The 25,856-nt window shown below is 66.6% G+C and carries 14 protein-coding genes and 1 pseudogene; 10 read left to right on the forward strand and 5 right to left on the reverse strand.

Annotated features, from left to right (window positions below; all coding sequences use genetic code 11):
* Window positions 1-17 precede the first annotated feature (17 nt).
* Both narL and I9018_RS14430 read right to left on the reverse strand, forming a co-directional pair.
* Window positions 18-665, reverse strand: a complete 648-nt coding sequence (narL, locus tag I9018_RS14425; RefSeq protein ID WP_124346734.1) for a two-component system response regulator NarL — start codon at window positions 663-665, stop codon at window positions 18-20.
* A complete protein-coding gene (locus I9018_RS14430) occupies window positions 662-2,452 on the reverse strand; it encodes a HAMP domain-containing protein (protein ID WP_241109876.1) in 1,791 nt (596 codons plus the stop codon). The genes narL and I9018_RS14430 overlap by 4 nt, the downstream gene beginning before the upstream one ends.
* 314 nt (window positions 2,453-2,766) lie before the next feature.
* On the opposite strand from I9018_RS14430, the gene I9018_RS14435 reads away from it, so the two are divergent.
* The 10 genes and pseudogenes from I9018_RS14435 to I9018_RS14485 all read left to right on the forward strand — a co-directional run bounded on the left by I9018_RS14435 (window position 2,767) and on the right by I9018_RS14485 (window position 17,359).
* Window positions 2,767-4,062 (forward strand): nitrate/nitrite transporter, encoded by a 1,296-nt coding sequence (locus I9018_RS14435; protein ID WP_241109877.1) that lies wholly within the window; start codon window positions 2,767-2,769, stop codon window positions 4,060-4,062.
* Window positions 4,049-5,446 (forward strand): NarK family nitrate/nitrite MFS transporter, encoded by a 1,398-nt coding sequence (locus I9018_RS14440; RefSeq protein WP_085597845.1) that lies wholly within the window; start codon window positions 4,049-4,051, stop codon window positions 5,444-5,446. The genes I9018_RS14435 and I9018_RS14440 overlap by 14 nt, the downstream gene beginning before the upstream one ends.
* A gap of 70 nt (window positions 5,447-5,516) precedes the next feature.
* Window positions 5,517-9,284 (forward strand): nitrate reductase subunit alpha, encoded by a 3,768-nt coding sequence (locus I9018_RS14445; RefSeq protein WP_241109878.1) that lies wholly within the window; start codon window positions 5,517-5,519, stop codon window positions 9,282-9,284.
* 11 nt (window positions 9,285-9,295) lie between these two features.
* On the forward strand, window positions 9,296-10,834 hold the full coding sequence (narH, locus tag I9018_RS14450) for a nitrate reductase subunit beta (RefSeq protein ID WP_241109879.1): 1,539 nt from the start codon (window positions 9,296-9,298) through the stop codon (window positions 10,832-10,834).
* Between the two features lie 2 nt (window positions 10,835-10,836).
* Window positions 10,837-11,592 (forward strand): nitrate reductase molybdenum cofactor assembly chaperone, encoded by a 756-nt coding sequence (gene narJ / locus I9018_RS14455; protein WP_068583304.1) that lies wholly within the window; start codon window positions 10,837-10,839, stop codon window positions 11,590-11,592.
* Window positions 11,585-12,265, forward strand: coding sequence for a respiratory nitrate reductase subunit gamma (gene narI / locus I9018_RS14460; RefSeq protein ID WP_241109880.1), 681 nt, complete (start codon window positions 11,585-11,587; stop codon window positions 12,263-12,265). Before narJ ends, narI begins: the two co-directional genes overlap by 8 nt.
* Before the next feature lie 10 nt (window positions 12,266-12,275).
* Window positions 12,276-13,199 carry a peptidylprolyl isomerase gene (locus tag I9018_RS14465; RefSeq protein ID WP_241109881.1) on the forward strand — a complete coding sequence of 308 codons (924 nt, stop codon included), beginning with the start codon at window positions 12,276-12,278 and terminating at the stop codon, window positions 13,197-13,199.
* Between the two features lie 10 nt (window positions 13,200-13,209).
* Window positions 13,210-14,202: a GTP 3',8-cyclase MoaA gene (gene moaA / locus I9018_RS14470; RefSeq protein WP_241109882.1), complete on the forward strand. Its 993-nt coding sequence runs from the start codon at window positions 13,210-13,212 to the stop codon at window positions 14,200-14,202.
* 251 nt (window positions 14,203-14,453) lie between these two features.
* Window positions 14,454-16,667 (forward strand): annotated as a pseudogene (locus I9018_RS14475) (ribonucleoside triphosphate reductase).
* Complete coding sequence (locus I9018_RS14485; RefSeq protein ID WP_241109883.1) at window positions 16,664-17,359, forward strand: anaerobic ribonucleoside-triphosphate reductase activating protein; 696 nt, start codon at window positions 16,664-16,666, stop codon at window positions 17,357-17,359. Before I9018_RS14475 ends, I9018_RS14485 begins: the two are co-directional and overlap by 4 nt.
* A 118-nt stretch (window positions 17,360-17,477) precedes the next feature.
* Here the strand turns inward: I9018_RS14485 and I9018_RS14490 are convergent, their stop codons facing one another.
* The 3 genes from I9018_RS14490 to I9018_RS14500 are packed head-to-tail and all read right to left on the reverse strand — an operon-like array spanning window position 17,478 to window position 25,854.
* Window positions 17,478-18,827 (reverse strand): hypothetical protein, encoded by a 1,350-nt coding sequence (locus tag I9018_RS14490; RefSeq protein WP_241109884.1) that lies wholly within the window; start codon window positions 18,825-18,827, stop codon window positions 17,478-17,480.
* Window positions 18,824-25,204, reverse strand: a complete 6,381-nt coding sequence (locus I9018_RS14495) for an AAA domain-containing protein (RefSeq protein WP_241109885.1) — start codon at window positions 25,202-25,204, stop codon at window positions 18,824-18,826. Before I9018_RS14495 ends, I9018_RS14490 begins: the two co-directional genes overlap by 4 nt.
* Before the next feature lie 14 nt (window positions 25,205-25,218).
* Window positions 25,219-25,854, reverse strand: a complete 636-nt coding sequence (locus tag I9018_RS14500) for a 4Fe-4S single cluster domain-containing protein (protein WP_068583369.1) — start codon at window positions 25,852-25,854, stop codon at window positions 25,219-25,221.
* Window positions 25,855-25,856: the final 2 nt, after the last annotated feature.

A 25,856-nucleotide genomic window follows, 5' to 3' on the forward strand; every position in this document is an offset into this window, starting at 1 on the left:
TACCTCCAAGGGAGCAGTCAGGAGACCTGGCGCAGGTGCTCCATGGCCCACACGGCGGCTTCGACCCGCGAGCGCAGGCCCAGCTTGTGCAGCAGGTTCTTCACATGCACCTTGACCGTACCCTCGGTGATGCCCAGCTTGTGGCCGATGACCTTGTTGCTGTAGCCGCTGGCGATGCTGCGCAGGACCTGGCGCTCGCGCTCGGTGAGCTCGACTTCGTTCTGCCGTGGTGGCGAGCGCAGGGCCTGGGCCATGACCCGGGTCAGCCCCGGGCTGATCACCAGGACGCCGTCCATGGCGTCGCGGATGTACTGGATCAGCAGCTCCGGCTCCATGTCCTTGAGCAGGTAGCCATCGGCGTCCAGGCGCAGGGCATCGCGAATGTCGTCCTCGGCATCGGATACGGTGAACAGCAGGACCTTGCCGGCAAAGTCCTGCGCGCGCAGGTGGCGCAGGGTTTCCAGGCCGTTCATCTGCGGCATGTTGTTGTCCAGCAGGATCAGGTCCGGTTGCAGCGAGTCCAGCAGGGCCAGGGCCTCGGCACCGTGGTTGGCTTCGCCGACGATGATGAAGTCGTCTTCGAGCTCGAGCATCTGGCGGATGCCGCGACGCATCATCGGATGGTCGTCCACCAGCAGGATGCGGTGGCGCGGGGAGGGGTTCATGAGGGTTTACCTTCTGTCAGGCGCCCGAGAAATTCCGGGCGAAACTCCATCTTGACCAGGGTGCCCTGGGGCTCCCGGGAAAAAATCTGTAATTGGCCGCGCAGGCTGCGGGCCCGCTCGTCCATGATGTTCAGGCCGTGGTGCTCGCGCAGGTCGTGGCTCCCGCTGAAGCCGCGGCCATCGTCCTCGATCGACAGGCACAGCCGCTCGCCGTGCTGGCGCAGTTGCAGCCAGGCGTTTTGCGCGTGGGCATGGCGCAGGCAGTTGGACAGGGCCTCGCGGGTGATCTGCAGGATGTGGATCTGTTCGCTGGCCGACAGCTCGAAGGCCAGGCTGTCGATATGCAGGTGGACCTGGAACTCGCCCCGGCGGGAAAACTCACCGGCAGTGTCCTTGAGTTCCTGCACCAGCCCGGCGTCCTGGATCCGCAGGCGGAAGGTGGTCAGCAACTCGCGCAGTTGGCGGTAGGCGGTGTTCAGGCCTTCACGCAGCTCGCTGGTGACGTCCTCCAGGGTCGCCACCGGCTCGCCCCGGCGCATCAGGGTCTGCATGCGGCTGACCTGCAGCTTCATGTAGGACAGCGCCTGGGCCAGGGAGTCGTGCAGTTCGCGGGCGATGATCGCGCGTTCCTCCAGCAGCACCAGGCGGTGATCCTGCTCGCGCTGGCGCTTGAGCTGCAGCGAGGTGCCGATCAGGTTGGCCAGGGCCTGGATCAGTTCGATTTCCCAGGGCTGGGGTTCCAGGCCGTTGTGAAAGTGCGCCTTGAGTTCACCGAAGGCACCGCCCTGGTGGCTGATGTCGAAGGCCAGGCTGTCGCTGCGCTGGCGGCAGCTGGCGCAGTCGCTGCTGGCGCAGATCTGCCGGTTGTCGCTGCCATGCAGGGCCAGCAGTTGCTTGGCCTGGGCCTGGCCTTGCAGGCACAACGACAGGCGCAGGCCCGGCAGGCGCTCCTGGAAGCGCCGGATCAGCTCGTCCAGGCCTTCGGCATTGGCCTGGCGGGTGGCCAGGTTGCGACTGCTCTGGTACAGCAGCTCCAGCGCGGCGTTGGCCTGTTGCAGGTGCAGGGTCTTCTGCCGGACCTGGGTTTCCAGGGTGCGATGGGACTGCTCGATGGTCTCGGCCATGGCGTTGAAACTGGTGGCCAGCTGGCCCAGCTCGTCCTCGGACTGGTGGTTGACCCGGGCCCGGAAATCGCCGCAGCGAAAGCGCTGGGTGGCGTCCACCAGCTCCTTGAGCGGACTGATCACGTTGGATTGCAGTTCATACAGGCCGAACAGCAGGACGATCATGGTGGTGAACAAGGCCGCGCCCTGGATCAGTTGCTGCCAGCCTTGCTTGTGCTCGTTTTCGTGCTGCAACAGGCTGACGAACTGGTTGAGCCGCTCGACGAAGGGCTGGGTGCTGGCCTGGAACAGCCTGGCATCGCCGCGTTGCAGCGCCGGTTGCAGGATCTGCTGCCAGTCGTCCTGCAACTGCCGGTAGCTGAGCTGCAGGTCGAGGTCGTTGCCGTCTTCCAGCACGGTCTTGAGCGCCGGGCTGTTGAGGCGTTGCTGCAGGCTCTGGCTGATGCGCTCGAGCTCGTCGGCCCCGGCGCCGGCGGCCAGTTTCCAGCTCAGGTGGTAGGTCTCCATGCGCACCGAGCCTGCGGTATTGATCGCCGCCGCGTCGCCCTGGCTGAACCAGGCGATCAGGCCGGCGCTCAGAGAGCTGGCCAGGGCCAGCACGCTGATCAGGATCACCGCCAGGCCGGCGCGGGCCGGTAGCGAACTGCGCAACCAGGCGATCATCGGCGATCACCGAAAGCGGGCAGCAGAGAAGGGGGCATGTAGCGCTCCGGGATGGCAAAAGGTTGTTTCGCAGCCGGTCCCTGGCGCTCTACCTCCAAAGAGTTGTTCACCCAAGGTTGCCTCGCGCGGCTCCTGGGGAAACCGGCAAGACCCTGATAAACAAAGGGTTCAGAGGTTTTTCGGCGCTACCTCCTTGGAGGTAGGCGGCGCAAGCATAGACATGCAGGCGCCTGGGCTTCCTTGATCGGTGTCAAGTTTTATCGGGGTTGGCCTCCCTAGTCTGCAGCCATGGATCAATGGCTGGAGACTCCAAGATGACTCAACCACGATTACGCCAAGGCCTGGTGCTGGGCATGAGCACCCTGGCCTTCACCGTCTGCTTCATGGTCTGGATGATGTTTGCCGTGCTCGGCGTGCCGATCAAGGAGCTGTTGCAGCTCAACGAAACCCAGTTCGGCCTGCTGACCGCCACCCCGGTGCTGACCGGTTCCCTGGTGCGCCTGCCGCTGGGCATGCTCACCGACCGCTTCGGCGGACGCAGCGTGTTCTGCCTGCTGATGCTGGCCTGCGTGTTGCCGCTGTACCTGGTCAGCCATGCCACCGCCTATTGGCAGTTCCTGGTGCTGGGCTTGTTCGTCGGCTTGGCCGGGGGCTCGTTCTCGGTGGGCATCGCCTATGTCGCCAAGTGGTTCGACCAGGACAACCAGGGCCTGGCCATGGGCATCTTCGGTGCGGGCAATGCCGGTTCGGCCGTCACCAAGTTCCTCGCTCCGGCGCTGATCGCCGCCGGTAGCTGGCAACTGGTACCCAAGGTGTTCAGCGCCATCCTGTTCCTCACCGCGCTGCTGTTCTGGTTCTTCAGCGCTGACAACAAGGCCCATCGCCGGGTGTCCACGGTCAGCCTGGGCGAACAGCTCAAGGCCCTGGCCGAGCCTGCCGTGTGGCGCTACTGCCAGTACTACTCGATCGTCTTCGGCGGGTATGTGGCCCTGGCCCTGTGGATGACCCAGTACTACGTGCAGGAGTACGGCTTCAGCCTGCAGAGCGCCGCGCTGTTGGCTGCCTGCTTCTCCCTGCCGGGCGGGGTGCTGCGCGCCGTCGGCGGCTGGATGTCGGACCGCTGGGGCGCCCAGAGCGTGACCTGGTGGGTGCTGTGGGTGAGCTGGATCTGCCTGTTCCTGCTGTCCTACCCGCAGACCCAGTTGCAGGTGCAGACCGTCAACGGCCCGCTGGACTTGCATATCGGTCTGAACCCTGCGCTGTTCACCGTGCTGCTGTTCGTCATGGGCATCGCCTTCGCCTTCGGCAAGGCCTCGGTCTTCAAGTACATCGCCAACGACTACCCGCAGAACATGGGCGCGGTGTCCGGCATCGTCGGCCTGGCCGGTGGCCTGGGCGGCTTCATTCTGCCGATCCTGTTCGGCGCCCTGGTGGACCTCACCGGCGTGCGCTCTTCCTGCTTCATGTTGATGTACGGCGTGGTCTGGGTGTCGCTGATCTGGATGTACCTCAGCGAGATCCGTCGGCGCCCGCTACTGGGCAAGCACCCATCCGCCATCCAGGCACCGTTTTCGAGCATTTCCCAAGGAGAAGAACATGTCGGTTCTTAATACGCCCGGCACTGGCCCGGTGATCCACGACTGGCGCCCGGAGGACCCGGCCTTCTGGGGCCAGAGCGGCAAGCGCACGGCCACCCGCAACCTGTGGATCTCGATTCCCGCGCTGTTGCTGGCCTTCGCCGTGTGGATGGTCTGGAGCACGGTGATCGTGCGCCTCAATGCCATCGGCTTCAGCTTCAGTACCGACCAGCTGTTCTGGCTGGCGGCCCTGCCGGGACTCTCGGGGGCGGCGCTGCGAGTGTTCTACTCGTTCATGGTGCCGATCTTCGGCGGCCGGCGCTGGACCGCCCTGAGCACCGCCTCGCTGCTGGCGCCGTCGCTGTGGATGGGCTTTGCCGTGCAGGACCCGGCCACGCCCTACAGCGTGTTCGTGATGATCGCGCTGCTGTGCGGTTTTGGCGGTGGCAACTTCGCCTCGAGCATGGCCAACATCAGCTTCTTCTACCCCAAGTCGCAGCAGGGCACGGCCCTGGGCCTGAACGCCGGGCTGGGCAACCTCGGGGTGTCGGTGATGCAGTTCTGCGTACCGCTGGTGATCACCTTCGGCCTGTTCGGGGTGCTGGGCGGCCAACCCCAGGTGCTGGCCGACGGTGGCCGGTTGTGGTTGCAGAACGCCGGTTTCATCTGGGTGCCGTTCATCCTGCTGGTGACCCTGGCGGCCTGGTTCGGCATGAACGACCTGTCCAGCGCCAGGGCCTCGTTCAGCGAGCAGGCGGTGATCTTCAAGCGCAAGCACAACTGGCTGATGTGTTGGTTGTACCTGGCCACCTTCGGCTCGTTCATCGGCTTCTCGGCGGCATTCCCGCTGCTGATCAAGACGGCCTTTCCCCAGGTCAACGCCCTGACGTTCGCCTTCCTCGGCCCGCTGGTGGGCGCCCTGGTCCGGCCACTGGGTGGCTGGCTGGCGGACAAGCTGGGCGGCGCGCGGGTGACCCTGTGGAACTTCGTGCTGATGATCCTGATGGTCTTCGGCGTGCTGGCGTTCATCCCGCAGCCGGGGCAGAGCGGCAACTTCTACGGCTTCCTCGGCCTGTTCATGCTGCTGTTCATCACCACCGGCATCGGCAACGGTTCGACCTTTCGCATGATCCCGGTGATCTTTCGCACCCTGCATGAGCGCGCCGCCAGCGGCAAGGGCAGCGCCGCCCGCGAGCAGGCCCTCAAGGACGCCGGCAAGGAGTCGGCCGCGGTGCTGGGCTTCAGTTCGGCCATGGGGGCCTTCGGCGCCTTCTTCATTCCCAAGACCTTCGGCACCTCGATGAGCCTGACCGGCAGCCCGGCGCTGGCCTTCTACATGTTCGTGGTGTTCTACCTGAGCTGCATCGTCGTGACCTGGTGGTGGTACGCCCGCAAGGGCGCCCAGACCCCTTGCTGACATGCCCCCGTATCCAACCTTTGCCGAGTCGGGGCGCAGAACCCCGCAGCACGCCTGAGAGGACAGCATCATGAGTCACTTGCTGGATCAACTGCGGTTTTTCAACCGCAAGCAAGGCGAGTTTTCCGCCGGTCACGGGGAAACTCGCAAGGAATCGCGCGACTGGGAGAACGTCTACCGTTCGCGCTGGCAGTACGACAAGATCGTGCGCTCCACCCACGGGGTGAACTGCACCGGATCGTGTTCGTGGAAGATCTACGTGAAGAACGGCCTGATCACCTGGGAAACCCAGCAGACCGACTACCCGCGCACCCGCACCGACCTGCCCAACCACGAGCCCCGTGGTTGCCCCCGGGGCGCCAGCTACAGCTGGTACATCTACAGTGCCAACCGCCTGAAGTACCCCAAGGTACGCAAGGCGCTGCTCAAGCTGTGGCGCGAGGCGCGCCAGACCCTGCCACCCGTGGAGGCCTGGGCCAGCATCGTCGAGGACCGGGCCAAGTCCGACTCCTACAAGAGCAAGCGCGGCATGGGCGGTTTCATCCGTTCCAGCTGGGACGAGGTGACCCAGATCATCGCCGCCGCCAACGTCTACACCGTGAAGCAGTACGGCCCGGACCGGGTGGTGGGGTTCTCACCGATCCCGGCCATGTCGATGATCAGCTACGCCGCCGGCGCCCGTTACCTGTCGCTGATCGGCGGCACCTGCCTGAGCTTCTACGACTGGTACTGCGACCTGCCTCCCGCCTCGCCGATGGTCTGGGGCGAGCAGACCGACGTGCCGGAGTCGGCCGACTGGTACAACTCCAACTACATCATCGCCTGGGGTTCCAACGTCCCGCAGACCCGTACCCCCGATGCGCACTTCTTCACCGAGGTGCGCTACAAGGGCACCAAGACCGTGGCCATCACCCCGGACTATTCGGAGGTGGCCAAGCTCACCGACCTGTGGCTCAACCCCAAGCAGGGCACCGACGCGGCCCTGGCCCAGGCCTTCAACCATGTGATCTTCAAGGAATTCCACCTGGAGCGGCCCAGCGCCTATTTCACCGAATACGCCAAGCGCTACACCGACCTGCCGGTGCTGGTGCTGCTCAAGCCGATGCTCGGCACCGCGCCGGGCGCCGGCTACCAGCCGGACCGCTTCCTGCGCGCCTCGGACCTGGCCGACAACCTGGGCCAGGACAACAACCCCGAGTGGAAGACCATTGCCCTGGATGCCGATGACCAGCTGGTCTCGCCCCAAGGCTCGATCGGCTATCGCTGGGGCGAGCAGGGCAAGTGGAACATCCTGCCCCGCGAGGGTGGCACCGGGCGCGAGATCGACCTGCGCCTGAGCCTGATCGGCGGCGACGTCGCCGAGGTGGCGTTCCCCTACTTCGCCGGTGCCGGCCACGAGCACTTCGAGCATGTGGCGGGCGATGCCGTGCAGTTTCGCCGGGTGCCGGTGCGCAGCCTGACCCTGGCCGACGGCAGCCAGGTCAAGGTGGCCACGGTGTTCGACCTGTCGGCGGCCAACCTGGCCATCGACCGCGGCCTGGGCGGCGCCAACGTCGCTCGCGACTACGACGATGCCAACGTACCCGGGACCCCGGCCTGGCAGGAGCAGATCACCGGCGTCAGCCGCGAGAAGGCGATCCAGATCGCCCGGGAGTTCGCCGACAACGCCGACAAGACCCGTGGCCGCTCGATGATCATCCTCGGCGCGGCGCTCAACCACTGGTACCACATGGACATGAGCTACCGCGGGCTGATCAACATGCTCATGCTCTGCGGCTGCATCGGCCAGACCGGTGGCGGCTGGGCCCACTACGTCGGCCAGGAGAAACTGCGCCCGCAGTGCGGCTGGCTGCCCCTGACCTTCGGCCTGGACTGGAGCCGGCCACCCCGGCAGATGAACGGCACCAGTTTCTTCTATGCCCACAGCTCGCAGTGGCGCCACGAGAAGATGAACATGCACGACGTGCTCTCGCCCCTGGCCGACAAGAGCCAGTTCCCCGAGCACGCCCTGGACTACAACATCCGCGCCGAGCGCGCCGGCTGGCTGCCCAGCTCGCCGCAGTTCAGCAGCAACCCGCTGCACATCTGCCGTGACGCCGCCGCGGCCGGCATGGCGCCCAAGGACTACGTGGTCAAGGCCTGGCAGGACGGCAGCCTGCGCTTCGCCTGCGAGCAGCCGGACGATCCGGCCAATTTCCCGCGCAACATGTTCATCTGGCGCTCGAACCTGCTGGGGTCTTCCGGCAAGGGCCACGAGTACATGCTCAAGTACCTGCTGGGCACCCGCAACGGCGTGATGAACGAGGACATCGGCCAGTCCGGCGACTGCAAGCCGCAGGAAGCCGAATGGGTCGAGCAGGGCCCGACCGGCAAGCTGGACCTGGTCACCACCCTGGATTTCCGCATGTCCTCGACCTGCGTGTATTCCGACATCGTCCTGCCGACCGCGACCTGGTACGAGAAGGACGACATGAACACCTCGGACATGCACCCCTTCATCCACCCGCTGTCGGCGGCCATCGACCCGGCCTGGGAATCGCGTACCGACTGGGAGATCTACAAGAGCATCGCCAAGGCCTTCTCCGAGATGAGCGAAGGGCACCTGGGGGTCGAGCAGGACCTGGTCACCGTGCCGCTGCTGCATGACAGCGTCGGCGAGCTGGCCCAACCCTTCGGCGGCAGCGACTGGAAGAGCGCCGGAGTGGCGCCGCAGCCGGGCAAGAACGCGCCGAACCTGCAAGTGGTGGAGCGTAACTACCCGAACATCTACAAGCAGTTCACTTCCCTGGGCCCGTTGCTGGAAAAGCTCGGCAACGGCGGCAAGGGCATCAACTGGAACACCGAGGAGGAAGTCCAACTGCTGGGCGAGTTGAACTACCGCGAGCAGGAGGCGGGCATCAGCCAGGGCCGGCCGAAGATCGACACCGCCATCGACGCCGCCGAAGTGGTGCTGTCCCTGGCCCCGGAAACCAACGGTCGCGTGGCGCTCAAGGCCTGGGAAGCCCTGTCGCGGTTTACCGGTATCGACCACAGCCACCTGGCGCAATCCAAGGCCCATGAGGCGATCCGCTTCCGCGATATCCAGGCCCAGCCGCGCAAGATCATCTCCAGCCCGACCTGGTCCGGCCTGGAAGACGACCACGTGAGCTACAACGCCGGCTACACCAACGTCCACGAGAACATCCCGTGGCGCACCATCACCGGGCGCCAGCAGTTCTACCAGGACCACCCGTGGATGCAGGCCTTCGGCGAGCAGTTGATGAACTACCGGCCACCGGTGGACACCCGGACCATCGAAGCGGTGAAGGGCAAGCGCGCCAACGGCAACCCGGAGATCGTCCTCAACTGGATCACCCCGCACCAGAAGTGGGGGATCCACAGCACCTACAGCGACAACCTGCTGATGCTCACCCTGAGCCGTGGCGGGCCGATCGTCTGGCTCTCGGAGATCGACGCCAAGCGCGCCGGCATCCAGGACAACGACTGGATCGAATGCTTCAACGCCAACGGCGCGGCGACCGCCCGGGCGGTGGTCAGCCAGCGGGTCAAGGAGGGCATGGTGATGATGTACCACGCCCAGGAACGGATCGTGAACGTGCCCGGTTCCGAGACCACCGGCACCCGTGGCGGCCACCACAACTCGGTGACCCGGGTGGTGCTCAAGCCCACCCACATGATCGGCGGCTATGCCCAGCAGGCCTACGGTTTCAACTATTACGGCACGGTCGGTTGCAACCGCGACGAGTTCGTCGTGGTGCGCAAGATGGCCGAGGTCGACTGGCTCGACGGTTCCCGTGGCGACGAGCTGCCACAGCCGTTGCCCACCGAGATGGAATGAGGAATGCAGTCATGAAGATCCGTTCGCAAATCGGCATGGTCCTGAACCTGGACAAATGCATTGGCTGCCACACCTGCTCGGTCACCTGCAAGAACGTCTGGACCAGCCGCGAGGGCATGGAATACGCCTGGTTCAACAACGTCGAGACCAAGCCCGGGATCGGCTACCCCAAGGAGTGGGAGAACCAGGACAAGTGGAAGGGCGGTTGGGTGCGCAACGCCAATGGCTCGATCAACCCGCGCATCGGCGGCAAGTTCCGGGTGTTGGCCAATATCTTCGCCAACCCCGAGCTGCCCGGCCTGGACGACTACTACGAGCCGTTCGACTTCGACTACCAGCACCTGCACACCGCGCCTTCGGGCAACCACCAGCCCACCGCGCGACCACGCTCGGTGGTGTCGGGCAAGCGCATGGAGAAGATCGAGTGGGGACCCAACTGGGAGGAGATCCTGGGCAGCGAGTTCGCCAAGCGCCGCAAGGATCGCAACTTCGACCAGATCCAGGCGGACATCTACGGTGAGTACGAAAACACCTTCATGATGTACCTGCCGCGCCTGTGCGAGCACTGCCTGAACCCGGCCTGCGCGGCGTCCTGCCCGAGCGGGGCGATCTACAAGCGCGAGGAAGACGGCATCGTCCTGATCGACCAGGAGAAGTGCCGTGGCTGGCGCATGTGCATCAGCGGCTGCCCGTACAAGAAGATCTATTTCAACTGGAAGAGCGGCAAGTCCGAGAAGTGCATCTTCTGCTACCCACGGATCGAGGCCGGCATGCCCACCGTGTGCGCCGAGACCTGCGTCGGGCGCATTCGCTACCTCGGCGTGCTGCTCTACGACGCCGACCGCATCAGCGAGGTGGCCAGTACCGCCGACGAGCAGGACCTGTACCAGAAGCAGCTGGAGATCTTCCTCGACCCCCACGATCCGGCGGTGATCCGCCAGGCCCTGGCCGATGGCGTGCCGCAGTCGGTGATCGACGCCGCGCAGCGCTCGCCGGTGTACAAGATGGCCGTGGACTGGCAACTGGCGCTGCCACTGCACCCGGAATACCGGACCTTGCCGATGGTCTGGTACGTGCCGCCGCTGTCGCCGATCCAGAACGCCACGGCGGCCGGCACCGTGGGCATGAGCGGGGTGATCCCGGATGTCGACAGCCTGCGCATTCCGCTGCGCTACCTGGCCAACCTGCTGACCGCCGGTGACGAGCAACCAGTGCGGCGCGCACTCAAGCGCCTGCTGGCGATGCGTGCCTACAAGCGCTCCGAGCAGGTGGATGGCACACCGGACCTGCAAGTCCTGGCCGACGTCGGCCTGAGCGTGGCCCAGGTCGAGGAGATGTACCGCTACCTGGCCATCGCCAACTACGAAGATCGCTACGTGGTGCCCAGCGCCCATCGCGAAGAGGCCATGAGCGACGCCTTCGCCGAGCGCTCGGGCTGCGGCTTCAGCTTCGGCAGCGGCTGCAGCGGCAGTTCCGACACCAACCTGTTCGGCGCGAAGAAGGCCAACCGCCGCGACATTATCAAGACCGTCCAACTGTGGGAGGATTGACCATGCGCATTCTCAAGGTGATTTCACTGCTGCTGGACTACCCGACCCAGGAACTGGTCGCCGGCCGAGATGAACTGGAGCAGGCGATCATCCAGGCCCGGGAGATCAGCCCGCGCCAGCGCGGGGCGCTGTTCGAGCTGCTGGAGCTGATCTGCAACAACGACCTGATGGACCGCCAGGAGCACTACGGGGCGCTGTTCGGTCGGGGCCGCTCGCTGTCGCTGCTGCTGTTCGAGCACGTGCACGGCGAGTCCCGCGATCGCGGCCAGGCCATGGTCGACTTGCTGGCCCAGTACGAGGCAGCGGGTTTCGCCCTGGGCGTCAAGGAGCTGCCGGACTACATCCCGCTGTACCTGGAGTACCTGTCGACTCGCGATGAGCTGGAGGCGCGCGAGGGCCTGGCCGATGTCGCGCACCTGCTGGCGCTGCTCGCCGCCCGCCTGGAGGAGCGCGAGAGCTTCTATGCCGGCTGCTTCCGCGCCTTGTTGCAGATCGCCGGGGCCGAGCCGCACCAGGCCGTGGCCGATGTGCGTGAGCAGGTGGCGGCGGAGCAGCGCGACGACTCCCTGGAGGCCCTGGACAAGATCTGGGAGGAAGAGGCGGTGGACTTCCTCCAGGCCCAGCAGCAGGACCGTTGCGCCGGACAGGCCAGTGCGCCGGGCAAGCCCCGGGAGGAAAGCGCGGTGCCGCTGCACTGGGTGGATTTTCAGGATCAAGGGCTGGCCCGCAAGCCGGCCGGGGAGGTGGGTAATGTCTAAGTGGAACCTGTTGTTGTTCGGGGTGTATCCCTATGTGGCCCTGGCGATCTGCCTGCTGGGCAGCTGGGCGCGGTTCGACCTCTCCCAGTACACCTGGAAGGCCGGCTCCAGCCAGATGCTCTCCAGCCGTGGCATGCGGCTGGCGAGCAACCTGTTTCACATCGGCGTGCTGTTCGTCCTGGCCGGGCATTTCGTCGGCTTGCTGACCCCGGCCGCGGTCTATCACCACGTGATCAGCACCGAGCACAAGCAACTGCTGGCCATGGTCTGCGGTGGCTTTTTCGGCCTCCTGTGCCTGCTGGGCCTGGTGCTGCTGATCAAGCGGCGCCTGACCGACCCTCGGGTGCGGGCGACTTCCAGCACTTCGGACATCCTGATCCTGCTGGTGCTGCTGGTCCAGTTGCTGTTGGGCTTGCTGACCATCGTCGCCTCCACCGGGCACATGGACGGTTCGGTGATGGTGATGCTCGCCGACTGGGCGCAGTACACCGTGCTGTTGCGGCCGGTGGATGCGGCGGCGGCCATCGCCCCGGTGGCCCTGGTGTACAAGCTGCATGTGCTGCTGGGCCTGAGCCTGTTCGTGCTGTTTCCCTTTACCCGCCTGGTGCACATCGTCAGTGCCCCGGTGTGGTACCTGGGCCGGCGTTATCAAATCGTGCGGCACAAAGCCTGAGGAGGCGACCATGACCAGTGGATGCGGATGTGGCGGTAATGGGGGTGGCAATGGCGGCTGCTCCTCCTCGGCAGTGCACCCGCCCCAGGCGGTGGAACAGGGGCCGGAGCTGGCGGTGGAGGTAACGCCGCAGCTGATTGCCAGCAGTGAGCAGGAATGGCCGGTGGTCAGTGTCAACGGCACCCTGATCGAGCCCCAGGCCATGGCCCAGGAGCTGCAATACCATCCGGCGGCCGATCGCCAGGAGGCGGTGTTCCTGGCCGCCCGGGCGCTGGTGATCCGCGAGCTGCTGCAGCAACGGATCGCCGAGCTGGGCCTTGGGGCCCGGCTCGGTGCCGGGGAAAACCAGGAGGAGGCGGCCACCCGCTTGCTCCTGGAAGATGAGGTGCAGGTGCCCGAATGCGACGAGGCCAGCTGCCAGCGCTACTACGCCAGCAACCGCGGGCGCTTCCACAGCGCGCCGCTGCTGGCGGTGCGGCATATCCTGCTCGAGTGCGCCCCGGACGATGCCCAGGCGCGGGCCCAGGCCTTCACCCAGGCGCAGATTCTCTGCGAGCGGCTTGTGCAGTTCCCCGGGCAGTTCGCCGAACTGGCGCGCAAGTACTCGGCCTGTCCGTCCAAGGAGCAGGGCGGCGAGTTGGGGCAGATCAGCAAGGGCCAGACCGTGCCGGAGCTGGAGCGCCAGTTGTTCACCCAGGGCCAGGGCCTGGTGGCCAAGCCTTTGGAGAGTCGTTATGGCTGGCACGTGCTGAGCGTCGACCAGCGGATCGAGGGCCAGCCCTTGCCCTACGAGGCGGTGGCCACGGCGATCCGCACCCAGCTGCAGCAGGGGGTGTGGCAGAAGGCGGTGGTGCAGTACCTGCAGACCCTGGTGGGCGCCGCGGACATCCGCGGGATCCGCCTGCAGGGTGCCGATTCGCCGCTGGTGCAATAGGAGCAGGAGCATGGGCAAGCTGATGCAGGATGGCTTCGGGCGGCAGATCGACTACCTGCGCCTGTCGGTGACCGATCGCTGCGATTTGCGTTGTGTCTATTGCATGGCCAGCGACATGACGTTCCTGCCGCGCCAGCAGGTGCTGACCCTGGAGGAATTGCTGCGCCTGGCCACGCTGTTCGTCGGCCAGGGCGTGCGCAAGATCCGCCTGACCGGCGGCGAACCGCTGGTGCGCCCGGGGATCGTCGAGCTGTGCCGGCAGATCGCGGCCTTGCCGGGCCTGCGGGAGTTGGTGATGACCACCAACGGCACGCAGTTGCAGCGCCTGGCCCGGCCCCTGGCCGACGCCGGGGTGCGCCGGCTGAATATCAGCCTGGACAGCCTGGACGGCCAGCGCTTTCGGGCCATCACCCGCAACGGTGACCTGGACCAGGTGCTGCGCGGTATCGAGGCCGCGCGGCAGGCTGGCTTCGAAGGCATCAAGCTCAACTGCGTGGTGATGCAGGGGCGCAATTTCGACGAGGTGCCGGCGCTGCTGCAATACGCTATCGACCAGGGCATCGATATCACCTTCATCGAGGAAATGCCCCTGGGGGAGGTGGGACGCTCGCGGGGCGAGGCGTTCTGTGCCAGCGACCAGGTGCGGCGGCTGATCGCCAGCCGCCATGCCTTGCTCGACAGCGCCGAGAACAGCGGCGGCCCGGCGCGCTACATGCGCCTGGTGGAGCATCCGCGAACCCGCGTCGGTTTCATTTCACCCAACAGCCACAACTTCTGCGCCACCTGCAACCGGGTGCGCCTGACCGTCGAGGGCAAGCTGTTGCTGTGCCTGGGTCAGGAAGACTCCCTGGACTTGCGCGGCCTGCTGCGCCGCTATCCGCTGGACGATGCGCCGCTGATCGGCGCCCTGCAACAGGCGTTGCGGCGCAAGCCGCTGCGCCATGACTTCGATCCCCAAGGCGCGGTGCAACTGGTGCGCTTCATGAACATGAGCGGGGGCTGACGCGCCATTTGCCGCCAAGCCTTCCATCCCGCAGAACCTTGCGAAACGTGTTGCCTGCCCGGCGAGTCCTGCGGCCTCGTACGCAACCTCGCGCTGCTCGGCAGCGGCTACAGGGTTTGATGTTGGGCAGTCGCCGGGGAGCGGGAAAATACTTGATCACGATCAATGGCAATCAATCTCATGCTCCGTAATATCCCTGCATCTTGTGTTTTGAGATTCAAAAACACCTATATGTAGTGTCAGGAGGGTGAATGCACAGCACACTGATCGAAGTGGGGCACAACCGGCTGCACAAGCGCGATGGCAGCCTGGTGGCCTTTGACGCGGACAAGATCCGCCAGGCGCTGATCGCTGCCGGCAAGGCCACTGGCGAGTACGCCGAAGCCGAAAGCGAAGGCCTTTTGGCGGCGGTCCTGGCCCACCTGGAAGGGTGTCCGCAGCTGCATGTGGAGCAGATCCAGGACCGGGTCGAACGGGTGCTGATGGACGCCGGGCACTTCCTCTCGCTACGCGCCTACATCGTCTACCGCGAACAGCACGGGCGCCTGCGCCGCGATCGCAAGACCCTGGTAGAGGTGGCGGCCTCGATGAACGAGTACCTGGACCGCCAGGACTGGCGGGTCCAGGCCAATGCCAACCAGGGTTACTCCCTGGGCGGGCTGATCCTCAACGTATCCGGCAAGGTCACCGCCAACTACTGGCTCGACGAGGTCTACAGCGAAGCCATCGGCCGCGCCCACCGCGAGGCCGACCTGCATATCCACGACCTGGACATGCTCGCCGGCTATTGCGCCGGCTGGTCCCTGCGCACCCTGTTGCACGAGGGCCTCAACGGCGTGCCGGGGCGGGTCGAGGCAGCGCCGCCCAAGCACCTGGGCAGCGCCCTGGGGCAGATGGTCAACTTCCTTGGCACCTTGCAGAACGAATGGGCCGGGGCCCAGGCCTTCAGTTCCTTCGATACCTATCTTGCGCCCTATGTGCGCAAGGACCGGCTGGGTTTCGAAGAGGTGCGCCAGGCCATCCAGGAGTTCATCTACAACCTCAACGTACCGTCGCGCTGGGGAACCCAGACCCCCTTCACCAACCTGACCTTCGACTGGGTATGCCCGCAGGATCTGCGCGAGCAGATCCCGGTGATCGGCGGGGAGGAAATGCCTTTCGCCTATGGCGAGCTGCAAGCCGAAATGGACCTGATCAACCGCGCCTATATCGAGGTCATGCAGGCCGGCGACGCCAAGGGCCGGGTGTTCACCTTCCCGATTCCCACCTACAACATCACCCATGACTTTCCCTGGGACAGCGACAACGCCGAGCGGCTGTTCCAGATGACCGCCCGCTATGGCTTGCCGTACTTCCAGAACTTCCTCAATTCGGACATGCAACCCAACCAGGTGCGCTCCATGTGCTGCCGCCTGCAACTGGACGTGCGCGAGCTGCTCAAGCGCGGCGGCGGGCTGTTCGGCTCGGCGGAGCAGACCGGCTCCCTGGGCGTGGTGACCCTCAACTGCGCGCGCCTGGGCTACCTGTACAAGGGCGATGCCAGCGGCTTGCTGCGGCGCCTGGACCTGCTGATGGAACTGGCCATGGAGAGCCTGGAGGTCAAGCGCAAGGTGATCCAGCACCACATGGACGCCGGCCTGTATCCCTACACCAAGCGCTACCTGGGCACCTTGCGCAATCACTTCTCCACCATCGGCGTCAACGGCCTGCATGAGATGCTGCGCAACTTCAGCGACGACCAGATGGGCCTGCACACCGCCCAGGGCCGGCGCTTCGCCCTGAACCTGCTGGACCATGTGCGCGCCACCCTGGTGCGCTTCCAGGAAGAGACCGGGCATTTGTACAACCTCGAAGCCACGCCGGCCGAGGGCACCACCTACCGTTTCGCCAAGGAGGATCGCAAGCGCTTCCCCGGCATCCTCCAGGCCGGCTGCCATGAGGCGCCGTACTACACCAACTCCTCGCAGCTGCCGGTGGGCTACACCGACGATCCGTTCGAGGCCCTGGAACTGCAGGACGAGCTGCAATGCAAGTACACCGGCGGCACGGTGCTGCACCTGTACATGGCCGAGCGGATTTCCTCGGCCCAGGCCTGCAAGCAACTGGTGCGCCGGGCGCTGGAGCGGTTCCGCCTGCCATACCTGACGATCACCCCGACCTTCTCCATCTGCCCGGTACACGGCTACCTGGATGGCGAGCACGAGTTCTGCCCGAAATGCGATGAGGCCCTGTTGCTGGCGCAGCGCCAGGGCAGCCTGCACTGAGCCACTTTCCCTGAAGACCAAGGAGTTTCTCCCATGACTGCACAAGCCAACCTGCCTACCGCCCAACGCCAGCGCTGCGAAGTCTGGACTCGAGTGATGGGCTACCATCGCCCGGTCGCCGCGTTCAATCCCGGCAAACAGTCCGAGCATCGCGAGCGCCTGCACTTCAACGAACGCGCGGCCACGGCCACTCACCCTTGAACCGAGCACTACGGGTCGGGGGCCTGGTGCCCCTGACCACCCTCGACTACCCGGGGCGGCTGGCCTGCGTGCTGTTCTGCCAGGGCTGCGCCTGGCGCTGCCGCTACTGCCACAACCCGCAACTGATCCCGCCCCGAGGCCTCGATGAGCGTCCCTGGGAGCAGGTCCTGGAATTCCTCCGGCGCCGCCAGGGGCTGCTGGAAGCGGTGGTGTTCAGTGGTGGTGAGCCGACCTTGCAGGAGGGGTTGCCGGACGCCATGGCCCAGGTCCGGGAGCTGGGCTTCGCCGTGGGCCTGCACAGCGCCGGGATCAAGCCCGAAGCCCTGGCCCGGGCCTTGCCATTGGCCGATTGGGTGGGTTTCGACGTCAAGTCCCTGGCCGAGGATTGCCAGGCCATCACCGGCGTGCGCGGCAGTGGCGCGGCCAACTGGCGCAGCCTGGAATACCTGCTGCAAAGTGGCGTGGACTACGAATGCCGGACCACGGTGCACTGGCACCTGGTCGATCCGGCCAGGCTCATGCTCCTGGCCGAACGCCTGCGACAGCGTGGCGTCGAGCGCTTCGTCGTGCAGTGGGTACGCACTGCACGGATGCTCGATCAGGACCTGCCCCCTGCAATGCCCCAAGGCCGGTTGCCCGACTTGTGGGCTGCCCTGGGCGAACTGTTCCCCGACTTCGAGCTGCGTATGTAGCCGGTCCGCTTGTGTTTCCTCCGGCAATCGCGGGCTCGAGCAGTGACAGCGATGGGTTGACGAGCAGGGACAAGTAAGGCGCAAACGGACCGTTGTGGTGGGGCCAACCTGGTCGGGGTCAGCGGGTCCTTTGCTGTGTTGTGGAGGCTATACGTTCCTCGTCCATGACCGTGGCTTCCTTGAGCGGCACCTCGCCCACCCCCAAGGCGCGTTCGATCAGCAGTTCGCCGCCGCTGTCCTTGAGCAGCGCTTGCAGGCGCTGGAATTCGTTGCACCAGATCGTCTCGATATCCCGATCGCGCCCCTTGTCCCGCTGTGGGTCGAGGGCCACTGCGCGCACCTGCAGGCGGCCGTTGTCGGCCTTGCCACCGACTTCGACGCCGTAACCTGGGGTGGCGCTCTTGCGCAGCACCACCTTGCCGGACTCGGCCCAGGCGGTGGCCATGCCTTCGCGAACCTCGTAGCCGAGCCGGGCCAGCCCCTCGAGCATGGCCTGGCGCCGGGCCAGTGCAGCCTGGGCCTGTAGCACAGCGGTGAGCGCGGCCTCGCATTCGGACTTCAGCGCTTGCAGCAGCGCCAGGTCGCTGTGCTCGTGGCACTCGGCGACCTGGCGCAGCAGGGTTGCGTGATCGGCCGCGGCGTGGGGATGGAGTTCGCTGGCCAGGTCCTGCACCTGGCCGAGCAGTTCGCGGCGCTGCTGGAAGTCGCGCGTGGCCTCGGCCAGTTCGATCACCAGGCTGTCGAGCAACAGGTTGCGCTGCTGCGCCTGCTCCTGGGCTTCGGCCCGGGCCAGCCGTCGCAGGAACGGGGTCGCGGCTGGCGCGCCCTGGAGCAGTTGCAGTTCGGCGATATGCCGGTCGATGCGTTGCAGGCGCGGATCACGCTCGGCTGGCTGTTGCGCGGCGATCCACTGTTCGAGGCTGGCTTGGGGTGTCTCTTCGCGCAGTTGCCGGGCCAGTTCGCGTTGGCGCTCGCTCAAGCTGTCCGTCTCGTCGACCCTGGCCAGCTGGCTGAAGCCCTGGGCCAGGACCTGCTGCGCATGGTCGAGGTCGGCGCCTTCGGCCAGGCGCGCCACGTCTTGCAACAGCTCGGGCGCAACCGCTGCCTGTGCGGCGCGCAGGGCGCCGAGCAGGGTCGCGGCATTTTCTTGCTGGCGGCGCTGGCGCTGGCGTTGCTCGGTCGCACGCAGCACCGCGCGTTCCTCACGTTCTGTCTGGTCGCGGCGCAGGTACTCGATCTCGATCGGCACGGCTTTCTGCAATTGGGCGAACTGTTCCTGGCCGAGCAGGGCGCGCAGGCGCTCAGCGCGGGCACGGGTAGCGTTGCGTTGTTCCTCGTTCAATTCGCCGAGCCTGGCGGCCTGGGCTTCCCAGCGGGCCACGGCCTGTTCCAGGCGCTGCAGATGCCCCTCGCACAGGGCGATGATTTCTTCGCGGGTGACGATCCGCACTACCTTGGGACCACTCATGGGCAGATCTCCGTATCGCTGGAAGGGGCCGTGGCCGGATCTGGCTGGGCGGCCGGCAGTGCCCGTTCGATGGCCTCGCGCAGGCGGGCGCGTTCGTTGTCGCCATCGTGGTACCAGGCCTGGGACGACACCCGGTGGATATGCGGGATCGCCCGGCGCAGGACCGAGGGGCGCCAGATCTCCCGGGCGCGGGCGCGTTCCAGCAAGGTGTGGCTGGGGGCGTCGCATTCGATGCCGATGGCGTAGGTGCCGGTACCGGGGTTTTCGATGGCAAAGTCCAGGCCGAAGGCGTCGCCCTCGCTGGCCGGCGCGGCCTGCCAGCCCTGGGCCTGGAGGTATTGGCCGACGATCCTGGCGAAGCCGTCGCGATCCTGGCCCTGTCCGCGTTGCAGGTCGCCGCGGTCGGTCTGCAGCCGGTCGAGCAGCTTGCCGGTGTAGTCGAACTCCCCGGCGCACAGCGCCCGGGCGTATTCCAGGTAGCCTTGCAGGTAGTCCCTGGGGCTGGCCGGCGCACGGTGGGTATTGAGCATGTCGGAGATGTCGCCGATGGGCATCGAGGTGATCATCACCACCTTGTGCCGTGCGCGGGTGACTGCCACGTTCAGGCGCCGTTCGCCGCCGGTCTGGCCAAGCACCCCGAAGCTGCGGCGGAAGGTGCCCTGGCTGTTGCGGCCGAAGGTCGAGGAGAAGACGATCACGTCGCGCTCGTCACCCTGGACGTTCTCCACGTTCTTGACGAACACCGACATGTCCTCGCCGTCCTCGCTGCGTTCGCGCTCCTGGGCGTAGGCGCTGCGGAACAGCTCGTCCTGGGCGGCGTGGGCCTCCAGGTGTTCCTCGATCAGCTCGGCCTGCTTGCGGTTGAAGGTCACCACGCCGACCGAGGGGCGCTGCTCGTAGGGTTGGCGCCACAGCTCGGCCAGGTACTGCACGACACGCTCGGCTTCCTGGGCGTTGCTCTGGTTCTGGTACAGGCCTTCGACCTGGATCAGCTCCAGCGGCTTGACCCGCTCGATGCTGGCTTGTGGATGGCGCACGGGCACATTCAGGCGGTTGCCATAGAACGAGGCATTGGAGAAGCCGATCAGCTCGCGGTAGGCGGAGCGATAGTGGATCTGCAACGTGGTGCTGGGCAGGGCATTGCGCGCCAGTTGCAGCAGGTCGGGGCAGTCTTTGATCTCCCGGCGGTTCCAGGTGTCTTCGAAGGCCTCGCGTTGCTCCTGGTCGGCTTCTGCGTCGGGCTCGTCGCCGTCGAACAGTTCGGCTTCGTCGCTTTCCACCCGGCTGGAGAAGAACGCCGTCGGCGGCATCTGCTTCTCGTCGCCGCTGACCACCGTGACCTGCCCGCGAAACAGGGTCGGCAGGGCGAACTCCACCGGCATCTGCGAGGCTTCGTCGTAGATCACGGTATCGAACAGGCCGGCCTTGAGCGGCAGCACGCGACTGGCCACGTCCGGGTTCATCAGCCACACCGGGCGCAGGCTCATCAGCCCCAGCGGAGCACCCAGCTCGATGAACTCGCGCAGGCGTCGCGAGCGCTTGCCGGTGAGCCGGGTCACGTCTTCCCATTGCTTGCGATTGCCCAGGTGCGAGGGGTCGATGCCCTTGGCCAGCAGCTCGCGGTTGAGCTCGCGCATGCGGGTATCGGCCTGGGCCAGGCTGGCGACCTTGGCCTGGGTTTCGTCCTGGCCGTACAGCAACTCGGGATGGGTTTGTTCGATGCGGTGCTTCCAGCCCAGCCGCGCCTCGCGGTTCAGCAGACGGCGCACGGCGGCTTCCAGTTGCTCGGGCGCCAAGGCGTCCAATTGCGCCTGGCGTTGGCGTAGCAGGGCCAGCAGCTCCAGCTCCTCCGCGCCCAGCAGGCTGGCTCGGCCACGGAACGCCTGGTAGGCGCCGAGGCAGGGCAGGGCTTGTTGCAGGCGGGCCAGGGGCAACTCGTTGCTCTGGTTGTGCTCGATAGCCTGTTGCAGTTGCCCAAGCAGTTCGGCGCCCAGCCAGTGGCCGAGCAGCTTGAGCTGGTCGAGGCTGGTCTGGCGTACGCCCTGGCGAATCAGCGAGGCGTCCAGGTCGCCCAGCAACGCTTCGAACTCGCGCTTGTCGCCGCTGAGCACCGCAGCGTCGGCCTGGTGGGCGCGGGGCGATTGGGCCAGGGCCTGGGCCAGGACCTGGATCTCCAGCAGTTGGCGGATGTCGTGGGTGACCGTCGCGCTCAGCTCCAGGCCGGCTTCGGGGGCCGGGGCGTCCAGTCCCAGCTCCCGTTGCAGGGCCGTGAGTTCGGCGCGCAGCGGGCGCCATTGGCGCTCCAGGTCGATGGCTGCGTGCAGTGCGGGCAGGACTTCCTCGATCCGGTTTTCACCCTGTTCCTGCAGGAACTCGCGCAGCCGGCCACGGCGCAGCAGGTGCAAGGGGTTGATCCGCGACCACCAGGAACGGGCGGCCATGACCTTGGCGCAATCCTGGCCCAGGCTGCCGAGGCGCTTGTGGTCGATCAGCCCCAGGGCGGGCGACAGCGCCGCCTGGTAGCGATCTTCCGGCAACTGGCGCAGTTGCTGCTGCAATTGCCGCAGCTCGTCGAGGATGGCCTCGCCACGGGGCAGCGGCTCATGCTCGCGCAGGCGGAACAGCGGTAGCCAGCGGGCCAGGCGCAGCCGCTGCTGCGGCTCCAGGTCGAGCAAGGTGGCGACGTGTGCCGCCCTCCATGCGCGGTAGGGCGCGGGGTCGTCGATCTCGAAACTGGCCGGATGCGCTTGCAGCGTGGCCTGGCGATCGGCCTCGGCCTGGGCGAAGTCCCGCAGGTTGTCTTCGAAGGCTTGCAGGGTCGGGCGATCGGCGGCGAAGGCTTGCAGCTGCGCCAGGGGGCTGCCTTCGTAGCGTGCCGGCAACCACAGGCGAACCAGCGGCGCGCAGCGCTCCTCCAGGTGGGTCAGGCTGGCGGGGTCCAGGGGCGCCAGGTGCTGGCGCAGGGCCGGGAACTCCAGGGGCGCGGGGCCATCTTCCAGTTCGATCAGCTCGCCCAACAGGCGGCGATAGCTCAGGCCGCTGGCCGGGTCCGGGTGATGCAGGCTCTGATGGTAGCGATCGAGCTCGCCCTCAAGGGCCTCGATCCGCGCCGCCGTCTGTTCACGCTGGCGCAACCAGCCCTGGCTGTCGCCACCAGCGACGAACAGGGCCTCCAGCTGCTCGCGGATACTGCGGATGATCGGCTCGCGGTCGCGGTTGACGTCGTTGAGCATGATGATGCGCTGGCCAAGCCCTTCGGCCACCAGGCGTTTGTGTACCACCTCCAGCGCCGCATGTTTCTGGCAGACGATGAGCAGGCTGCGCTGGCGGCCGATGGCGTCGGCCACCATGTTGACGATGGTCTGGCTCTTGCCCGTGCCGGGTGGCCCCTCCACCAGCAGGCCGGGGCCTTGCCGGGCCTGGAGCACTGCCGCTTCCTGGGACGGGTCGCTGGCCACGGTGAAATAGCGCTGCAACTCTCCGGGATCGGCCGGTGGCTGTTCGTCCTCGCCATTCCTGAGACGCAAGGCGGTCTCGAGGCCCGTGCCGTTGGGTGACAGCGACTTGAGCTGGCGCAGGTCTTCGCCAATGGCCTGGCCCATGAAGGTGACGTGGAACAGCACCGCCGCACAGGCCAGTTCGTCCTGGTAGGGCGCGACCTCCACCGTGCTGGCCGGCAGGCTGGCGAAGGTGCGCGAGCGTACGCCGGCCAGCATGCCGAAGGCATCCATCACGTCGCTGGTGCGGATGGACGAGCGGCCGAGCAATTCATCGGCGGTCTTGCGCCAGAGTTTGCAGGTCTCGGCGCCGAGCACGCTGTCCAGCGCGGGGTTCAGGCGCACCTCTTCGCGTTCGCCGTCGAAGGCCAGCCGCGCGTTGCCGCGCTGGCCCAGCTCCAGCAGCAGTTTCACCGGCCACAGCAGCAACGGGATGATCCGCGGGCGGGCGTTGCCGCGCGGGTCGCGGCTGAGCAAGAAGGGGAAGCCCAGGTAGAGACCGTCGATGCCGGTATCGCGCTTGTACAACGCGCTCTGGCGGTACAGCGCATGCAGTCGGGCCTCGATCCGCGGATCGGCCTGGAAGCATTCCGGGTCGAGGTTCACCGCGCGCTCGTTGCGTTGCAGCAGGTGGTCGAGCAGGGCGGCGGCGGGGCGGCGTTCGCTGTGCAATTCGGCCAGGTCGACGCGGGCGGTGGTCTTGCCGATGTTCATGCGCACCAGCGGGCCGCGCATCACCGCGGTGACCACCTTCTTTTCGAAGAAGTCGAGGATCTGTGATACGTAGTGCTGCTTTTGCGGCTCCAGCCACTGGCTCTCGGGAATGGCCAGCAGCACCAGTACCTTGGCCAGGGGCATGCGCCGTTCCAGGCGAAACTGCTCGGCCCACTCATCCACCGCCGGCACGCCACTGCGGGCAAAACCACGGATGCGTTCGTCGACGCTGCGGTACAGGTCCTGGCGCGGGTGCTCAAGCAGTGCGCTTGCTTGCTCGCTGTCGAACCAGCCGACCTCGGTGCGCTGGGCCAGCTCGGTGGCTTCCTGGATGATCGAGTCGGCCGAGCGAAATTGCTCGATGGCGGCGCTGAGCAGCACGATCAGGTCTTCTTCGGCGATCACTCGCCGTTCCGACAGGTAGGCCAGGCCAGGATGCTCGGTATCCGGCAGCAGGCGCTGGCGCTCCTGCCACTGGGTGGCGAGCCTGGCGCGAGAGGTCGACAGCAGGTAGATGCGCAGGGTCTCTTCCACCAGTTCGACCTGCTGGTGCAGGGCGCGCTGGCGCACCTGCTCGGCGCGCAGCTTGAGGCGCGACAGCCAGTTGTCGGTCTGCAGCTGCTCCAGCAGATCGGGAACCGAACCGCTGATCAGCCGGTAGCCTTCCAACGGGTGCTCGAGCAACCAGCCTGGGGTGACGATGTCGCCGCGATGGATCAGCGGCACTTCCGGATTGAGCAGCTTGAGCGCCAGCATCAGGCGCAAGTCGTCTTCCAGGCCGTCATGCTGGACCACCTGGCGCAGGCCGGCGAGCAGCGAGGAGGGCAGGCCGAGCTGTTCGGCCCAGGTCACGATCACCCCGCGCAGCAGGTGGTCCAGGGCTTGGGCCCAGTGTTCGGCCTGGGCCGCGGCCAGGGCGAACACCCGGGGTTTGTGGTAGTGGCGCTGGCCCAGCTGCAAGGTGGCGCCTTCGCCGTCGTCGCGCTCCTGGAACGACGAGGCCGGCGCCGCGACCGGATGGCCATCGAGCCAGGCCTCGACCTCGGGCCACTGCCAGCGCTGGTGCCGGTCCCGGGCCAGCAGCCCGCGCAGCAACAGGTTGAGCCCCGGGTCCAGGTCATCGGGGATCGGCACCCCGTTGGCCAGTACATGAATAAGGAAGGCATTGGCATGGATGCCTTCGAAACAGGCGCCCTGGGTCAACTGCTCGAGCAGGATCATCCCCAGGCTCCACCAGTCCGAGGCCGCGGCTACCCCACCGGCGATGGCCTCCGGGGCCATGTAGCGGCTGGTTTCCAGCGGCGACACGATATCCAGGTCGAACTCCGACAGGCGCGCCGAGCCGAAGCCGCTGATCACCAGGTCCAGCGGCTCGTGGGCGCGTACCAGCAGGCTGGCCGGGCGCAGGTCGCGATGGCGCAGCCCGGCTTCGTTGAAGGCATGCAGCGCCTGGCCCAGTTCCCGGACCACATGGCGCACGCTGTCGGTGTCGCGAATGATGCTGCCCAGGTCCGCCAGGGTGCCGCCGCTGAGCTCTTCGATGACCTCGTAGGCCCGGCCGTCCCAGCGTCCGGTGGCGATGATCTCGGGCACATGCGCACGGGGCAGGCGGCGGATCACGTCGTAGATCGCCGGGTCGGGTTCGGCGCCGGGGCGGTAGAGCGTCAACACCGCCTGGAGTGGCGTTGCCTGGTGGCTGGCCAGGTAGCGTTCGCGCACGCCGTCGGTGCTGCTGATCTGGCGGATCAGCGCCCAGCCGTCGATCAGGGTCTGGCTGGCGCTGGCCGGGTCGACCTCGGCATCAGGAAGTGCAGGCCCAGGTGCCGTGTTGCCAGGGGCCTGGTCCTGGGCCGGGGGCGCGTCGCACTCCAGGCACATCAGGTCGCCTGGTTCCATGGCATGGCCGTTGCTGCAAACCAGGCCCGGCGCGGTGGTCTCGGGCTGGGCCGGGGCCTCTGGCGGCGGGCTGTCCTGGCCTGGGCCGTGCTGGGGCACGGGATCTTGGGGCATGGCGTCTTGGGTGACGATGACCTGGGGCCGCCAGCCGTCGGCGCGCAGCGGTTCGCCGGCCAGGTCCCAGTTACAAGGGTGCTGGTCGACGGTGCCTTCGCAGAACAGCTCCTGGAGTGGGCGTTCGGTCTGGCAATTGGGGCAGAAGCGAATCATCGGGAGAATTCCATTCAGTGGCGGTGCGCACTGGTCTGTATTTGGTGGCCTTGCTCCTGCAGCAGGTCGCGCAGGTGCAGCAGGTCGTCACGTCGGGGGATGCCGGCCATCCAGACGCTGCCGTTGGCGTCGAACATCAGGTCCAGGGCCTTGTCGGCGGCTGCCAGGGGACGCTCATAGGACGCCAGGCGCGCATGGCCGAGGGGCGTGAGCAGGGTCAGGCGCTGGTTGTCGCTGCCGCGCAGCGCCAGGGATTGTTCGAGGCGCTCCTCGTAGGGGTCGCTGATCAGCCCATCGATCAGGCCCTGGGCCTTGCTTAGCTGGGGTTGCAGGTGCTCCAGCGGATAGCCGCTGTAGACCAGGATGTCCACCGGACTTTGGCGGCGCAGCCCTTGGAGTAAAAGCAGCAGGGCCTCGAACTGATCGAAGGGCTCGCCGCCGGACAAGGTGATGCCGTCGGCTTCGCGCAGCCAGGGCGCCAGTTGCGTGAGCAACTGGTCGATGTCCAGGCGTCGCTGGCCGGGCCCCCAGGTATCGGCGGAAATGCACCCGGGGCAGCGGATGCTGCAGCCCTGGAACCAGATGCCCAGGCGCCGCCCGGGGCCCAGGGTGGTGACCGGGAAATGCACCCGCGACAGGCTCAGCTGCATTT

The organism is Pseudomonas sp. MPFS (genome assembly GCF_022537035.1).
GTDB classification, from domain to species: domain Bacteria; phylum Pseudomonadota; class Gammaproteobacteria; order Pseudomonadales; family Pseudomonadaceae; genus Aquipseudomonas; species Aquipseudomonas sessilinigenes.

Coding starts and splice junctions, on each gene's coding strand:
- narL (WP_124346734.1), bottom strand. CDS start 665: ATGAACCCCTCCCCGCGCCACCGCATCCTGCTGGTGGACGACCATCCG.
- I9018_RS14430 (WP_241109876.1), bottom strand. CDS start 2,452: ATGATCGCCTGGTTGCGCAGTTCGCTACCGGCCCGCGCCGGCCTGGCG.
- I9018_RS14435 (WP_241109877.1), top strand. CDS start 2,767: ATGACTCAACCACGATTACGCCAAGGCCTGGTGCTGGGCATGAGCACC.
- I9018_RS14440 (WP_085597845.1), top strand. CDS start 4,049: ATGTCGGTTCTTAATACGCCCGGCACTGGCCCGGTGATCCACGACTGG.
- I9018_RS14445 (WP_241109878.1), top strand. CDS start 5,517: ATGAGTCACTTGCTGGATCAACTGCGGTTTTTCAACCGCAAGCAAGGC.
- narH (WP_241109879.1), top strand. CDS start 9,296: ATGAAGATCCGTTCGCAAATCGGCATGGTCCTGAACCTGGACAAATGC.
- narJ (WP_068583304.1), top strand. CDS start 10,837: ATGCGCATTCTCAAGGTGATTTCACTGCTGCTGGACTACCCGACCCAG.
- narI (WP_241109880.1), top strand. CDS start 11,585: ATGTCTAAGTGGAACCTGTTGTTGTTCGGGGTGTATCCCTATGTGGCC.
- I9018_RS14465 (WP_241109881.1), top strand. CDS start 12,276: ATGACCAGTGGATGCGGATGTGGCGGTAATGGGGGTGGCAATGGCGGC.
- moaA (WP_241109882.1), top strand. CDS start 13,210: ATGGGCAAGCTGATGCAGGATGGCTTCGGGCGGCAGATCGACTACCTG.
- I9018_RS14490 (WP_241109884.1), bottom strand. CDS start 18,827: ATGAGTGGTCCCAAGGTAGTGCGGATCGTCACCCGCGAAGAAATCATC.
- I9018_RS14495 (WP_241109885.1), bottom strand. CDS start 25,204: ATGATTCGCTTCTGCCCCAATTGCCAGACCGAACGCCCACTCCAGGAG.
- I9018_RS14500 (WP_068583369.1), bottom strand. CDS start 25,854: ATGCAGCTGAGCCTGTCGCGGGTGCATTTCCCGGTCACCACCCTGGGC.